This window comes from Actinomycetota bacterium (assembly GCA_035536535.1).
Taxonomy (GTDB): domain Bacteria; phylum Actinomycetota; class JAICYB01; order JAICYB01; family JAICYB01; genus DATLNZ01.
This window is the reverse complement of the sequence record DATLNZ010000109.1, coordinates 1-14,557: the sequence shown is the minus strand read 5'-3', so window position 1 is coordinate 14,557 and position 14,557 is coordinate 1. Positions and strand designations below refer to the sequence as shown.

The 14,557-nt window shown below is 69.2% G+C and carries 7 protein-coding genes and 1 tRNA gene; 6 read left to right on the top strand and 2 right to left on the bottom strand.

The window, feature by feature from the left end:
* Window positions 1-3: 3 nt before the first annotated feature.
* Window positions 4-3,588 carry a BTAD domain-containing putative transcriptional regulator gene (locus tag VNE62_07375; GenBank protein HVE92104.1) on the bottom strand — a complete coding sequence of 1,195 codons (3,585 nt, stop codon included), beginning with the start codon at window positions 3,586-3,588 and terminating at the stop codon, window positions 4-6.
* A 105-nt stretch (window positions 3,589-3,693) separates the two neighbouring features.
* Here VNE62_07375 and VNE62_07370 point away from each other — a divergent pair, with 105 nt between their 5' ends.
* The 6 genes from VNE62_07370 (at window position 3,694) to VNE62_07345 (ending at window position 12,943) form a co-directional block, all read left to right on the top strand.
* Complete coding sequence (locus VNE62_07370) at window positions 3,694-4,263, top strand: hypothetical protein (protein ID HVE92103.1); 570 nt, start codon at window positions 3,694-3,696, stop codon at window positions 4,261-4,263.
* A gap of 16 nt (window positions 4,264-4,279) precedes the next feature.
* Window positions 4,280-4,480: a hypothetical protein gene (locus VNE62_07365; GenBank protein HVE92102.1), complete on the top strand. Its 201-nt coding sequence runs from the start codon at window positions 4,280-4,282 to the stop codon at window positions 4,478-4,480.
* 38 nt (window positions 4,481-4,518) lie between these two features.
* Window positions 4,519-8,226, top strand: coding sequence for a kelch repeat-containing protein (locus tag VNE62_07360; GenBank protein ID HVE92101.1), 3,708 nt, complete (start codon window positions 4,519-4,521; stop codon window positions 8,224-8,226).
* 132 nt (window positions 8,227-8,358) lie between these two features.
* A complete protein-coding gene (locus tag VNE62_07355; protein HVE92100.1) occupies window positions 8,359-11,529 on the top strand; it encodes a hypothetical protein in 3,171 nt (1,056 codons plus the stop codon).
* A 233-nt stretch (window positions 11,530-11,762) separates the two neighbouring features.
* Window positions 11,763-12,824, top strand: coding sequence for a prolyl oligopeptidase family serine peptidase (locus tag VNE62_07350; GenBank protein HVE92099.1), 1,062 nt, complete (start codon window positions 11,763-11,765; stop codon window positions 12,822-12,824).
* A 46-nt stretch (window positions 12,825-12,870) separates the two neighbouring features.
* A tRNA-Val gene (locus VNE62_07345) sits at window positions 12,871-12,943 on the top strand.
* A 202-nt stretch (window positions 12,944-13,145) separates the two neighbouring features.
* Here the strand turns inward: VNE62_07345 and VNE62_07340 are convergent.
* Window positions 13,146-14,069: an alpha/beta hydrolase gene (locus VNE62_07340; GenBank protein ID HVE92098.1), complete on the bottom strand. Its 924-nt coding sequence runs from the start codon at window positions 14,067-14,069 to the stop codon at window positions 13,146-13,148.
* Window positions 14,070-14,557 lie beyond the last annotated feature (488 nt).

Below are 14,557 nucleotides of genomic sequence, written 5' to 3'. Positions count from 1 at the left end.
CGTCTATGCATCCACACTCGCCTCCGAGGCGAGCGTCGAGGCCTCCGCCATGGACATCGACTCGCCCTGACTCCAGGCGACTTCAGACTCATCGGCTCCCAGCGCGTCGCGAACCTGTGCTTCGGCCCCCTCGGCCTCCACTCGCTCCTCGGGGGGAAACGGGAGCAGGGGCTGCGACGACCGGTCGCGGAATCCTGTGGACGCGCCCAACAGAACCGCCGCTGCTCGGAAACGTCCCTGCTGTGCATCGATACGCGCGATCCGCTCCAGCGCCCGGACCGCATCGAAGACCCCGAGCCCGGCGGACGCGGACAGGGCCTCGACCGCCCTGGCGCGGGCTGCCGAAGCGTCGCCCGCCAAAGCCTCGACCTTCGAGCAGGACAGAAGGTGCGCCGGCATCGCCATCGGGACCTGCGCGTGGATGCTCATTGCCTCGGCGATCGAGCGGCGGGCCGATCCGGCGTCGCCGGCCGATGCCCAAAGCACTGCCACCTCGGAAAGGGCCCCGGCCAGCAAAGACCTGTTGCCCGACCCCCTCGCGGCGTCGACGGCCTCACGTCCGAGGTCCTCGGCCTCTTGACGGCGGCCCACGCTCGCGTACAGCGCCATCAGAGCAAGAGCGGCGGCGACCAGTTGTCCCGGGTCGTCGTACACCCGGGCGAGGCGAAGCGACTCCCTGAGCGTGTCGTCCGCCGCGTCGTAGGCCCCCAGATGACAAAGGACGATGCCCAGCATGCGCGTCGTGAAGCTGGCAAACCTGGGACCGCGAGCTCCGACGGTGATCTTCAGGCTCGTGCGCGCGAGGTCTCTCGCCTGCGTGAGGTCGCCCAGCGCGAGAGCGGCGGCGGCCAGGCTCTCGGTCGACCACGCAAGGGAGCCGGAGTCTGCATTTTCCATCGAGCCGAGAACCGAGCAAAGTTCCTCGTAAAGGGCCCGGCTGCGGGGGTCGCCGGTCAGAAGGTGGATGTGCAGCAACGCGTATCCGCATCGGAAGCTCAGCTGGGCATTGTGCAGCGCTCTGGACAGGCTCAGCGCCCGCTCGGCGCGCGTCCGAGCCCGGTCGAGCCGGCCGTGACCCGAGTCGGAGTACGCAAGCCCGGTCAGCAACACCGCCTCGGCCTCCGAGTTGCCGGCCCGGCTGTGCGCCGACAGAGCCGACTCGATCAAAGAGGCGCCGGCGGTCCTGTCCCCGCGATGCGCCGCCAGCGACGCCTGGATCTCCAGGCAGTGTCCGATCAGCTCGTCGTCGCCTCTGCCACGCGCGACCTCCAAGGCCTCGCCGACGGCCGCCGCGGACTCCTCCGCGGCGTCGGCGATGGAAGCCTTCGAGAGCAGGATCCGAGAAAGCAGGTGGGGGTTCGCGCCGTCGCGGCATATGCGCTCGGCCGCATCCAGGTGCCGCCGGGCCTCCGCGAAGTCTACCGTGGCGGACGCCACCGACGCCGCCGCCTGGTGCGCGAGAGCTACGACGCGCGGGTCGGCGCCGGGCTCCCGGTCCAGTGCATCGTCCAGGACGTCAAGCGCCTCCCGGGTGCGCGTCCCGCGAGCGAGCCCGAACAGGATCGCGAGATATAGCAGTCCGCCGTCCGGGTTGCGGAGCCGCCGCGTGTGATCGATCGCGGCGAGGATGTCGTCCAGCTGGACTGAGAGCTTCCGCCGGCGCAGGTCCTCGAGCTGCCGAGACAGCTTCGACGGGGGCTCAACGACGCAAGGGTGGGAGGCGATGAGGTCCTCGGCCACCGACACGAAGTAGCGCCCGTGGGCGTCGCGCGCCGGCCCGGACTCGCCTGCCGCATCCAGCTTGGAGGTCGCGTACCGGCGGGTGGTCTCAAGCATCCGGTACCAGGTAGTGCCTCCCCTCGGCTCGACCGACACGAGCGACTTGAGCACCAGCGACGAAAGAACGTCGAATGCCGGACGCCCGTCCGGTTCCGCGGCCAGCGCCTCGGCCCCCTCGAGCAGAAAGGGCCCCTGGAAAACCGACAGTCGGCGTAAGAGCCCCTGCTCCGCCGGATCCAGCAGGTCGTAACTCCAATCAAGGAGTGCCTCGAGCGTGCGCTGCCGCGAGGGCGCGCCCCGGTCCGGACTCGCGAGCAGATCCAGCCGGTCGTCCAGCCGTCCGGAGATCTCGCGTACCGACATCGCCGACAGCCTCGCCGCCGCCAGTTCGATACCCAGCGGAAGCCCGTCCACCCGCCGGCAGATCGACGCGATGTCCGCGAGCTCCTCGCGTCCCGGATCGAACTTCGGCGCGGCGAGCCGGGCCCTTTCGACGAACAGCCGCACGGAGTCGACCTCGGCGAGCGCGGGTTCTGCCGGGCCGGTGGGCAGGGGAAGAGGCTGCAGTGGCCAGACGCACTCCCCCGGCACGCCCAGAGGCTCCCGGCTCGTGGCCAGCACCGTGAGATCCGGGCACGACCCGAGCAGCGACCGCATCATCGAAGACGCCGCATCCACGACGTGCTCGCAGTTGTCCAGGACGATCAGGACCCTGCGTCCCGCCAGGCGGCGGACGAGAGCATCGACGTCCGCGGAGGAGGCCGAAAGGGCGGAGGCCAAGGCGTCCGCGACCATGCCCCCGCCGGTCACCGTGGACAGATCCACGAAGGCGACCCCGTGATCGAAGCGCGGGCCGACGTCCGACGCCGTCTGTACGGCCAGCCGGGTCTTGCCGGTACCTCCGGGGCCGTTCAGGGTCACCAGCCGGTGGGAGTCCAGGGACTGCGCGAGCTGCTCGCGCTCGGACTTGCGGCCGACAAAGGAAGTGAGAGGAGAAGGCAGGCTCCCCTGAGTGACCGGGGGCCGGACGGCCGCCGCGGCATCCGGCGGATCGCCGCGCAGCAGCCGGAGGTACACCGCCTGGGCCTCCTGTCCGGGTTCGACCCCCAGCTCGTCGGCGAGCAGCACGCGAAAGGCGTCGTAGGCGCGAATCGCCTCGGCCGGGTTGCCCCGCGCCTCGTGCGCGCGCAACAAAGTCACCAGGACCTTCTCCCGGAACGGCTCGAGGTCCAGCGCTTGCTGGGCAGCGTCCAGGGCGTCGTCCGCGCGTCCGGACTCCAGTGCCGCCTTCGCCATCAGCTCCAGCGACCGGACCTCGAGGTCGCGCAGCTCGCCGCGCATGCGGTCCAGCCACGGACCCTCCTCGCCCGGCAGCAGCGGCTTTGAGGCGATCTCCCGGACGGCCGAAGCGCGGGCCCATGCGCGGTCCGGGTTGCCGTCGCCGGCCTCGCGCAGAGCAGTGTCCAGGGACGACGCGGCCGTCTCCAGGTCCACCTCGGCCCCCTCGGGGAGGTGCAGCTGGTAGCAGCCGAACGCCCCCACGAGCAGCTCCCCGCCGTCCACCCCGAGCGACGACAGCCGGGAGCGCAGCTTGCTGATCAGCACCCGAATGGCGTTGTCCCAGGAGGCCGGGGGCGAGTCACCCCAGAGCAGGTCGGCGATCTCGTCGCGTGGGACGGCCCTGTGCCTGGCCGAAGCCAGGTAGGCCAGCAGCAGCCGCCCCTGGGGGCCGGGCAGATCGCGGTCGGTCAGCACGGCTTCGTCCGCCTCGACGGACAGGGAGCCGAGCAGGCAAACCTTCAGGCTCATCGTCGTTCTAACGCTCCTCTAACGGGACGCCAACCGCGCACCCCTATGGTCCCAGCATGCGGCGCTGGGGCAACGGCCGCGCAACGGACACGCACGGGAGGAACCATGAAGCGGGTCAGGCTTGCACTTGCGATCGCATTGGCAATCACCGTCCTGGGAGCGGGGGCCCCGCCGGCCACCGCCGCCCGCTACACCGCCGGCGCCCAGGTCCCGTACCTGCGCTTCTACGCCAGGTTCTCCGACCCGAAGGTCGAGTTCTCCATGGACGCCTATCTGGGATTCTCCGCCGGCAGCTCCGGACCTCCCCCAACGGTGTCCAGCAGTCCCTACTCGCACGTCTACATGTGGGTTCGCAACAAGGAGGCCAACAGCTTCGCCTACATCAACGGTGAGGCTTCGGTCGTGATCGACCCCGCGCTCAACACCGCCACGGCATCGGGGACCTTCACCAACGCCCAGGGCACGTGGGTGTTCAGCGTCGAGGGGGTGGCCACGGGGACGCCGAACATGTCCACGTACAGCAGCCCGCCGCCCTACTTCCACCAGTCGGTCCACACCTGGCGCGACGCCACGGCAGTCGCGGTGCTTCAGGCGCCGAACGCCACCTTCACGGGCGCCGGCGGCGGCAGCCTTCACAACACGGTCTCGGCGGGCGTCAACGTCTACGTCCCCTGAGCCGGACGACAAAGTCATGGTCAAGAGGCTGCGGTGCGACTGCGGGGTGGTCGTGTCCGCCGACGGCGAGGAGCAGCTGCTCGCCGCCGCGCGGAACCACGGGATCACCGTCCACCACATAGAGCTGTCGGACGAAACCCTGCGGGCGGCGTGGCCGGAGGTGTTCGGGATCGAGATCACGGTTGCCGAGCACGGAAACGCGCCGCTGCCGGGCTGAGGTACCGGGGCAGCAGAGTCCAAGGGAGGAAGCGGGTCATGTTCGGACGCTGGGGAGGCCGCCGCATGCTTGCGGCCGCCGTGTCGGTGGCAATTCTGGGAACGCTGAACGTGTTGGCGGAGCCGGCGCATGCCGGAGCATCGTTCACCTACGTGCAAAAGGGCCCCCTGGCCGGACCTTCGGCCCGGGACGCGCATGCCATGGCCTACGACTCCGACCGGGGACGGACCGTCCTGTTCGGCGGGAGCAACGGGACGGCTCTGGGTGACACGTGGGAGTGGGACGGGCAGGTTTGGCGGCAGTTGACGCCGGCAACCTCGCCCCCGGCCCGCGCGAACCACGCGATGGCCTACGACTCGGCCAGACGCCGCGTCGTCATGTTCGGCGGGAGCAACGCAACGACGCAGTTCGGCGACACGTGGCTGTGGGACGGCACCAACTGGACCCCGGCCGCTCCGGCCACTTCCCCCCACTTCAGGATCTGGCACGCCATGGCCTTCGACGCCGCTCGTTCGAAGGTAGTTCTGTACGGGGGCGAGTCCACTGCGACCGGGCTGCTCGGGGACGCCTGGCTCTGGGACGGCACGACGTGGACGCAATCGGCAGCCCCCGCGGGCGCCAGGCGATCGCATTCGATGAGCTACGACGCCGGCCGTCAGGAGGTCGTCATGTTCGGCGGCTGGGGGGTCCCGTTCGGGTACATGCGTGAGACCTGGGTGTGGAACGGGACTTCCTGGGGCCAGCGGTTCGGAGCCCAGCCTTCGGGACGCGCGAGCCACGCAATGGCCTACGACGCCTCACGCGGCAAGACGGTTTTGTTCGGAGGCCACGACGGCAGCTACCGCAACGACACCTGGGAGTGGAACGGCACCTCTTGGGCTCAGGTCACCACCACGGCATCACCCCCTGCGCGCGGGAGCCATGCCTTGGTTTACGACAGCGCACGGACCGCGCTGCTCACGTTCGGCGGTTCCAGCCCCGGCTACCTGGGCGACACCTGGAGCCTTGCCGGTTCGTCCTGGTCCCGCCTCGGCTTCCAGTCGCCCTCCGCCCGCTCCGGCGCAGCCATGGCCTACGACCTCACCCGTGGCCACACAGTTCTTTTCGGGGGCCGAAGTGCGACGGCCACCCACAACGACACTTGGATCTGGGACGGCACCGGCTGGCGAAGCCTGTCCGCGGCGGTCTCACCACCCGCCCGGTTCAGGGGCGCTCTGGCCTACGACTCGTCCCGCGGAAAGATAATCCTGTTCGGCGGGTGGTCCGGGACTACGTCCCTCAACGACACCTGGGAGTGGGACGGCACGGCATGGACCAACCGAACTCCGGCCACATCTCCTCCGGCGCGGTACGCGCACGCCATGGCATACGACCAGACGAGGGGCCGCCTCGTGCTCTTCGGAGGGACGAACGGCACGGCGACGCTAGGCGATACGTGGGAGTGGGACGGTACGAGCTGGACCCAGCCCACGGTCGCGGTCGCGCCGGCAGCGAGGTGGGGCCACTCGATGGCCTGGTTCGGGCCGCCCGGATCGGTGGCGCTGTTCGGCGGCGGAACCGGCGACGAGGCGTCGTCGGAGACCTGGAGCTGGAACGGAACGGAGTGGAGCAGGCACGCCTCCTCGCCCACCCCGCCGGGGCGACGGGACCACGGCATGGCTTTCGACACTTCGCGAAAGAGGCTCGTGGTCTACGGCGGCGTCCCGGGTACCGGTACGGGCACGTGGGAGTGGGACGGCATCTCGTGGAAAGAAAGGCTTGCCGGGGTGTCGCCGCCCGGCCGGTACCAGCACTCCATGGCCTACGACGCCGCACGCGCGAAAATCGTGGTCTTCGGCGGCCAGGGTGAGTCGGCGCTGCTGGACGACACCTGGCAGCTCGACCCGGACACCGTCGCTCCCGACACAACGCTGCTGACGGGCCCGGCCGGGGCGGTCTCGTCCACGTCGGCCTCCTTCACCTTCGCGTCCGACGAGGCGGAGGTCGCCTTCGAGTGCTCCCTGGACGCGGCTCCCTACATGCCTTGCACGAACCCGTTGAGCCTGACCGTCCAAGAGGGGCGCCACACGCTTCTGGTGAGGGCGGTGGACGCGGACGCCAACACCGACGCCACGCCGGCGTCCCGTACCTGGGACGCCGACGTGACGGCCCCCGACACGACCGTTCAAGGGGGTCCCGCGAGCCTGGTCAACTCGTCGGCCGCATCCTTCGAGTTGAGGTCCAACGAGGTCGAGGTTTCATTCCAGTGCTCTCTGGACGCGGCCCCCTTCGCCCCGTGCGCGTCTCCGGCTTCGTACACGTCGCTTTCGGAAGGCGCGCACACATTCCGCGCCAGGGCGATGGACGCCGCGGGCAACGTCGATGCGTCGGAGGCAATACACCGGTGGACCGTGGACGGCATCGCCCCCGACACCCAGATCACGTCCGGTCCAATCGGCCCGGTGGCCTCCGCCTCCGCGACGTTCTCCTTCACTTCGACCGAGTCGGGCGCGACGCTGGAGTGCGCCTTGGACGGCGCAGCCTTTCAGGCCTGCACGTCGCCGAAGACGTACAGCGGCCTCGCCCAGGGGAGCCACTCGCTTTCGGTGAGGGCCAGGGACGCCGCCGGCAACCTCGATCCCACACCGGCCTCCAGGCAGTGGACGGTGGACACCGTGGCGCCCGATACGTTGCTCGTCACTAAGCCCCCGGCCGCCGCTTCCTCGACGAGCGCGACCTTCGAGTTCGAGGCGGACGAAGCCGGCTCCACCTTCCGATGCTCACTGGACGGAGGGGTCTTTACGTCCTGCACTTCGCCTCGGTACTACACCGGGCTGACGCAGGGGGCCCACACGTTCCAGGTCCGGGCCACGGACTCCGCCGGCAACGTCGACTCCGCGCCGGCCGCGGCATCCTGGACGGTCGACACCGTGGCGCCGAACACGTCCATTTCCTCCGGGCCCTCCGGGACCGTCAGTTCCGCGACTGCGACGTTCGCGTTCACGTCCACGGAGACGGGCACCTACTTCATGTGCTCCCTGGACGCCCAGGCATTCGAGCCGTGCACGAGCCCCGCCGTCTATCCGGAGCTGTCCGAGGGCAGCCACACGTTCCGCGTCCGGGCCTCGGACGCCGCCGGCAACTCCGACGCGTCGCCCGCGTCGCGCACATGGACCGTTGACACCGTCGCTCCCGAGACGTCGATCACTGCGGCTCCCCCGGCCGGCACGTCCGGGACCGACGCCGTGTTCCAGTTCGGCGTGTCGGAGGCCGGAAGCCGCTTCGAGTGCCGGTTGGACGGTGCACCCTTCGCCGCGTGCACGTCGCCCAAGAGCTACTCAGGCCTGGCCGAGGGCGTGCACCTGTTCGACGTCCGTGCCGTAGACGCTGCAGGAAACACCGATCAGTCGCCGGCGTCCCACAGGTGGACCATCGACACGAGCGCTCCCCAGGTGGCGATCACCAGGCCCGAGCCTGGGCTCTACGTCCTGGATTCCAAGGTCGCCTCCGGGGGCACGGTGGCGGTCGTCGCCGGTGACATCACCGTCGAGGCCTCGGCGGAAGACCCCGGGTCGGGCATCGGCTCCGTGCGGTTCGAGGTCGACGGGACGGTCGTCGACCCCTCGATGGTCACGTACGACGCGTCGCGGCGCGTCTACACCTTCATCTACAAGGCGGCCGGCCCCGGCACGCACCGCGTCACGGCCAGAGCCGTCAACGGAGTGGGGTCCTCGGCTGCGGCCTCCGCGCAGCTGATCACCACCTGAACCAAGCGGTCCGGGGGGCCGGGGCGCGACTGACGCCCGGCCCCCCGGACGCACGCGAGCCATCCCCGTTGCCCACAATGTGAGGTAGGTGTCTTTATCGGGGGGCGAGCTTTGGCTGCGGACGGTGGACGCATGAACGACGAGCAGCGGGCCCCCGAAGTCCCATCGGGCACCGTCACCCTGCTCATGGCGGACACAGAAAGGTCCGTCGAGGGCTGGGAGTCCGACCGCGCGGCGATGACGTCCGCCGTCGCGCGCTTGGACGAGCTGGTGGACGAGGCAGTGGCCCGCCACAGCGGAGTGCGGCCCCTGGAGCAGGGTGCCGGTGACAGTTTCGTCGCCGCCTTCTCCCGCGCCACCGACGCCCTGGCCTGCGGGCTGAACTTGCAGCTGGCGATCGGAGCCGAGCAGTGGCGGACGCCAAAGCCCCTACGGGTGCGAATGGCGATGCACACAGGCGAGGTTCAGCTCCGGGACAGCGCCAACTACGTCGGGTCGGCTGCCAACCGGACCGGAAGGCTGCGCGACCTGGCGCACGGGGGCCAGGTACTGGTGTCCGGCACGACGCGGGACCTGGTGGTGGACGACCTCCCCGGCGACTGCGCTCTGCAGGACCTCGGCCTCCACGGCCTCAAAGGCTTCTCCCGTCCCGAGCACGTCTGGCAGCTCTGCCACCGAAACCTGGCGGACCAGTTTCCTCCCCTGCGCGGAGACGAGCAGTCGACGCACAACCTGCCGGTCCCGGTCACCTCGTTCATCGGCCGGGAGACCGAGCTCGAGGAGGTCCTCACCCTCGTAGGTGAGAACAGGCTCGTCACGCTGACGGGATCCGGCGGAGCGGGCAAGACCCGCCTCGCCATCGAAGCCGCGGGCCGCATGACCGACAACTTCCCGGACGGGATCTGGTTCATCGACCTTTCTGCCGTATCGGTGCCGTCCGACGTCGAGACGGTCGTGGCGTCGACCCTGGGGTTCACTCCCGATCCCGGCCCCACGACCTCCTCGCTCGCCTCCCGCCTCGCCGACACCAAGGCTCTTCTGGTCGTGGACAACTGCGAGCACGTCATCGACGCCTGCGCCACCCTCGTCCACTCGCTGCTGGCGGGCACGCGCGACATGAGGATCCTTGCCACGAGCCGGCAGTCGCTGGAGGTGGACGGAGAACTCGTATGGAGGGTCCCGTCCCTTCCGGTGCCGGACGACGACGAGGCGGTCCCCACCGGACAGGACCGGCTCCCGGACGCCATCCGCCTGTTCGTGGACCGCGCCCGGCGCGCACGGCCGTCATTCGACCTGACGAAGCAGAACGCGTCCGCGGTCGCCACCGTCTGTCGCCGGCTGGACGGCATACCACTCGCGATCGAACTTGCCGCGGCGCGCGTCCGGGTCCTGTCTCCGGAGCAGATCGCCGACGCCCTGGACGACCGGTTCCGGGTTCTGGGGGCCGGCCCACGAACCGCGTTGCCGCGTCAGTCCACGCTGTCGGCCTCCGTGGAGTGGAGCTACGACCTGCTCAGGGAAAGCGAGCAGGTCCTGTTGCGAAGGCTGTCGGTGTTCGCGGGCGGTTTCGACCTCGCCGCAGCCGAGGGCGTGTGCGGGTTCGATCCGATCGGTCCGCTGGACGTGCTGGACCTTCTGGATTCCCTGGCCCAGAAGTCGCTCGTGCAGCCGGACGACGCGGGGGCCGAGTCGAGGTACCGGCTGCTGGAGACCATCCGTCAGTTCGCGCTCGACCGGCTGAAGGGAGCCGGCGAAGAGGACGCCCTGCGGACGAGGCACCTGGAGTACTTCGCGAACCTGTCGCAGTCCAACGACAGCTGGTCCCAGAGAACGCACGACCGGACCGTGCTCCTCCGGCGCGAGGGGGCCAACCTCTGGGAGGCGCTTCGGTGGGCACAGCAGCCCGGACTTGCGGAGCACGGGCTGCGGCTGGCCATCCCCTTGGCCCGTCCGTCGGCCGTGGTGGGTCCGTTGAACATCCCGACGGGGGTGCACCACGCGCAGACCTTCATGCCCGCCTGGAGGCACACGCTCGAGACACTGCTCGAGTTGTCACCCGACGCTCCGGCGAGCCTGCGGGCGCGGGCCTACTGGAGCATCAGCTGGCTGGCCACCTTCTTCGGCGACATCCAGACGCAGCTCGAGATGTCCGCCAAGGCGCTGCCGCTCGCGCGAGCGTCCGGAGACGACGTCACGGCAGCGCTGTGCACGGCCGTCAACGCCCTGGCCATCTCGGTGGTGGACCCGGCAGCCGCGGCCCCCCTGGCCGGGGAGTGCGCGGCTCTGGCCGAGTCGAGCGGGGAGCCTTTCGCGGTCGCGCATGCGCACTTCCTGGGCGGGATCGCGGCGCTTCACCTGGGCGACTGGTCCCTGTCACGCAGCCGCCTCGAGCGGGCAGTGCAAGCCGCCGGGACCGGGGAGTTCCACACGCTGGGCCCCCCGGTGTGCGTCCTGGGCACCATGGAGATGCTCCACGGGAAGCTGGACTCCGCTCGCGAACGACTCCGCTTCTCGCTGCACGACTCGGAACGGATGCGCTTCGGCTTCTGGATCGCCTTCTCGACGGCAACCACGGCTCTGCTGGAGGCCGTCGCGGGACGGCCGGACGAGGCGCTGGCGACGTCCGCAAAGGCGGAGTCGGCGGCGGAGGAGATGCACGAGTCCTCGATAGCCGGGTACGCCGGCTGCTGGACGTGCATAGCCCGGCTGCTCGCGGCGGACTACGAAGGCGCCCTGGAGCGCTCGCGCCTCGCCGCCGGCCACCTGCGCCGACTCGGCGTGCACGTCTACCTGCAACTCGCCTTGATGGTGCAGTACGAGAGCGCCAAGGCCATGGGACTTATCGACGAGGCCGCGAGCGCGCTTGCCGAGATGCAGGAGGTTTGCACGCAACTCGGAACCAACGGCTTTGCGTCATTCGTCGCCCTGCACGCAGCGAGAGCCGCCCGGGCGGAAGGCGACCCCCAGCGCGCGCACAAGATCCTCGTCGAAACGCTTCTAGCTCCGGAGGGCACCCACGTCCCGATGACCCTCATCCCGATGGCCGAGACACTGGCCGGACTGGAAACCGAGTCCGGACGCGCGCGCGAGGCGGCGGTTCTCATGGGGGCCGCGCAAGCGGCGCGGGACAGGACCGGACTCGTCCGCTGGCCCCACATGGACGACGACTACGCATCCGGACTTAACCGCGTCCGCCGCGAGCTGGACGTCAGGCAGCTGGAGGCCGCTTGGTCCGAGGGGGCCGGACTACCGTTGGAGCAAGCCCTCTCCTCGGTTCTGTCGCGGGTCGTGCCTACGACCTGACAGCTGCGCTGTCTGGATGGCGCCATTGAGCACCGCCTCGTCGCCCATGGACGCAAGCTCGGGGGTGGCGCCGGCATACGATTCGGTGCCGAGCGCTGAGCTCTACGGTGCGCGGGCCCTCGGGAGAGCGGCGCGCCGATCCGAAAGGGCGCCGAGCGCTGGTAAGGGTGACGACTCGAAGTGAGTTCCCTCGTCGCGCAGGATTTTCGGCCCCCGCGCCGAACCCTAGCGCCATGAGAGTCAGAGCCCTTCTAATCGCATGCGCCGTGGTTTGCTCCCTGCTCGCTGCGCCCCCGGCCTCCGCCGCCTTCGGCTGTGACTACATCACCAAGCCAGAGGAAAAGCAGTCGGATGACCGGATCCTGTACACCGAAAACCTAGGTCTGGCGTCCGGACGGTACGTCCTGCCCGCGGACCCCGAGCCCAAGCAGCTGGTGGTGATGTTCCACGGCTACCAGCAGAACACCTGCGCCTGGCGCAACCACCTGCGCGCCGCCGCCGATCGCGGAGCGGTGGCAGTCGCCATGGACTACACCGGTCAGGACCCGGTGACCAACCGAGGCTGGTTTATGAGGTCGGCAGCCGCCGACTCGATCGCCGCCGCGAGGCACCTCATCGCCCAGAACCCGTCGATCCGCGAGGTCTTTGCCATGGCGCCGAGCCTGGGGGCCAACGCAGCCGGCGTGACCCTGGCCCACCCCGACGCGGTCCGAGCCGACGGCTCACCGCTGTTCGACTACCTGGTGGCCGCGGAGGGGGTCCACAACCTCACGGAGCAGTACACGCTGGCCTACGCGGTTCAGGACCACAACGCGACGGCGAAGAAGGCGGTCGTGGACATCGAGGCGGAGGCCGGTGGTTCGCTCGCCCAGAGGCCGGACGCATACTCGGCCATGACCAACGTGGCCCAGGCCCCGAAGATGTCCTATCTCAAGGGAGCAATCCTGCTGCACGGCCTGGACGACGGGACGGTCCCCTACAACCAGAGCCGCGAGATGGCGGCCGCTCTGCGGGCCGTCGGGGTCAACACCGAGCTGCACACGATCCTGGGGCGCGGCAACGGCAAGACCGGAACGCTCCTGTCGAACAACCTGATGGGCCCGATCTGGTCGGGGGCCGGCCAGGGTTCCTGGTCCGAGGATTCCCCCACCGTCGGCCACGGCTGGGAGGGCGACTCCGACCACCAGGTGATCAAGCTCAGCTTCGACGCGCTGTGGAGGCTGATGCAGGTCGGCGAGACACGCTCGACCTACGTCGAGCACATCGACGTCAGCCTCCCGCCTCCACTCCCCTGACCCCCCCCGGACCCGGGGGCCAGGTCGGGTAGGATCGGACCTCAATGGGCGTGTGGCGCAGCGGCTAGCGCACCTGGATCACAACCAGGGGGTCGCAGGTTCGATTCCTGCCACGCCCACCGTGTGATGTCGCGGGACATCGTGGACAGATGTGTCGCGACATCGTAGACACTTCACCGCTTCCGCGGACCCAACTTCCGGCCCTTCGGTGGACCAGCGGCTCTTCTGTTCCCTTGTAGCTCATGGTGAGATCCGCTGGAGCCGGCGCAGCACTCGCCCTGCTGGGCAGGATGCGGATGTCCAGGCCGTTGACAGGCCCAACTACGCTGCGAGAAAGCGTTCGATCTCACGAACGACATGCTCGGGGGCGTCGAGCCAAGCGAGGTGCCCCGCTCCGGGTATGCGCACCATCCGAATGTTCGGATTCCGCGCGATGATGGCTTCCCAAGCCTTCTCCATCTTGGGCGGGACGAAGGCGTCCCGCTCACCGAGTAGGAACAGAGTCGGTACGCTGAGCGACTGCCAGCGCTCGCCGAGGATCAGCCGTCGGCGGACACCACCAGGGCCAATCAGGCAACTCATCAGGCTGAGGTGGCTACCGATGTTTCGGCGCTGACTCGCAACGTCTGCATCGAGTTGTTCGTCGGTGAGATTCTCAGGATGCACGACGGCGACTTGTCCTAAGAACTTCCGGTTGCCCTCACGTGTCGGATTGGACATCAATAGCCGGCCGAGTGGCCGCCCGATGAGCGGTAGGCCGAGAAGCCGGAGCTGGTTCGGGACCGAGCGAGTCACCCCAGGAGGTGCGCCGACAATCGCGAGCCGCGAAACACGGTCGGGATCGTCGATCGCGAAGACAACCGACCACAACCCGCCCACGGAGCATCCCACTAGATCGACACTTGGCAACTCGAGCCCGTCCAAGATGTCGCGAAGGAACGTGCGCGCCAGGTCGAGCAGGTCCTCACCGCTGTAGTCGAAAGGGTCCGCTAGCCCGTGACCCGGGAGATCGACAGCGAGCACGTGACGGCTCCGGGCGAGCGTCTGAAGGATCGGCACCCAGACAAACGCGTTGTCCAGGCCGCCGTGGATAAGAAGCACAGGCGGTCCGTCGCCGGCCTCTAGAACCTGGGTATGTCCCCGCGACCACCGCACGCGGCGGATATGAGTGTCGGGCGCGTGCTGCGCGAGCAAACCAGCCTGCGCGGCCTGGAGGCGCCGATCCATCTCGGTCTCTGCACTCATAGCGCATGCCTGCAGTTGATGACCGACTCACTCGCGATCGAGACGATCTGCATAGTGCATCCGCCCCCTCTCTTCGACGACGTCAGCCTCGCACGCCTTGTGTCCTCGAGCCATCATCTCTCAATCGCTAGCGCCAAAAGATCCGATCCAGCTACACCAGGACCCACATCACACCGGGGGCCGGCCCAACTGGACGGGCCGACCCGACGAAGGCGAGAGAACGGCATTTGTGAACGCCGTCGTCAACTCAAGTAGACCCCTCCCCGTACGACCCGTCACCGAACTGGTTCGGGGGCGGATAGCATCGATGGGTGGCGGCAACCGGTGACGCGAATCCTCAGATCTTCGTTGTCGAAACGCCAGCCACGGAGCGCGCACACCTCGTCAGAGATCTCGAGCGCCGGTTCGGGGCGGACTACGACATCCGGACGTCGAGCGCCGCTCAGGCCGCGCTCCAAGACCTGAAGACCGCGGCGGCGAACGGCGCG

Bases quoted from the DNA above. Each gene is read 5' to 3' on its own strand.
- VNE62_07375 (HVE92104.1), bottom strand. From the start codon at position 3,588: ATGAGCCTGAAGGTTTGCCTGCTCGGCTCCCTGTCCGTCGAGGCGGAC.
- VNE62_07370 (HVE92103.1), top strand. From the start codon at position 3,694: ATGAAGCGGGTCAGGCTTGCACTTGCGATCGCATTGGCAATCACCGTC.
- VNE62_07365 (HVE92102.1), top strand. From the start codon at position 4,280: ATGGTCAAGAGGCTGCGGTGCGACTGCGGGGTGGTCGTGTCCGCCGAC.
- VNE62_07360 (HVE92101.1), top strand. From the start codon at position 4,519: ATGTTCGGACGCTGGGGAGGCCGCCGCATGCTTGCGGCCGCCGTGTCG.
- VNE62_07355 (HVE92100.1), top strand. From the start codon at position 8,359: ATGAACGACGAGCAGCGGGCCCCCGAAGTCCCATCGGGCACCGTCACC.
- VNE62_07350 (HVE92099.1), top strand. From the start codon at position 11,763: ATGAGAGTCAGAGCCCTTCTAATCGCATGCGCCGTGGTTTGCTCCCTG.
- VNE62_07340 (HVE92098.1), bottom strand. From the start codon at position 14,069: ATGAGTGCAGAGACCGAGATGGATCGGCGCCTCCAGGCCGCGCAGGCT.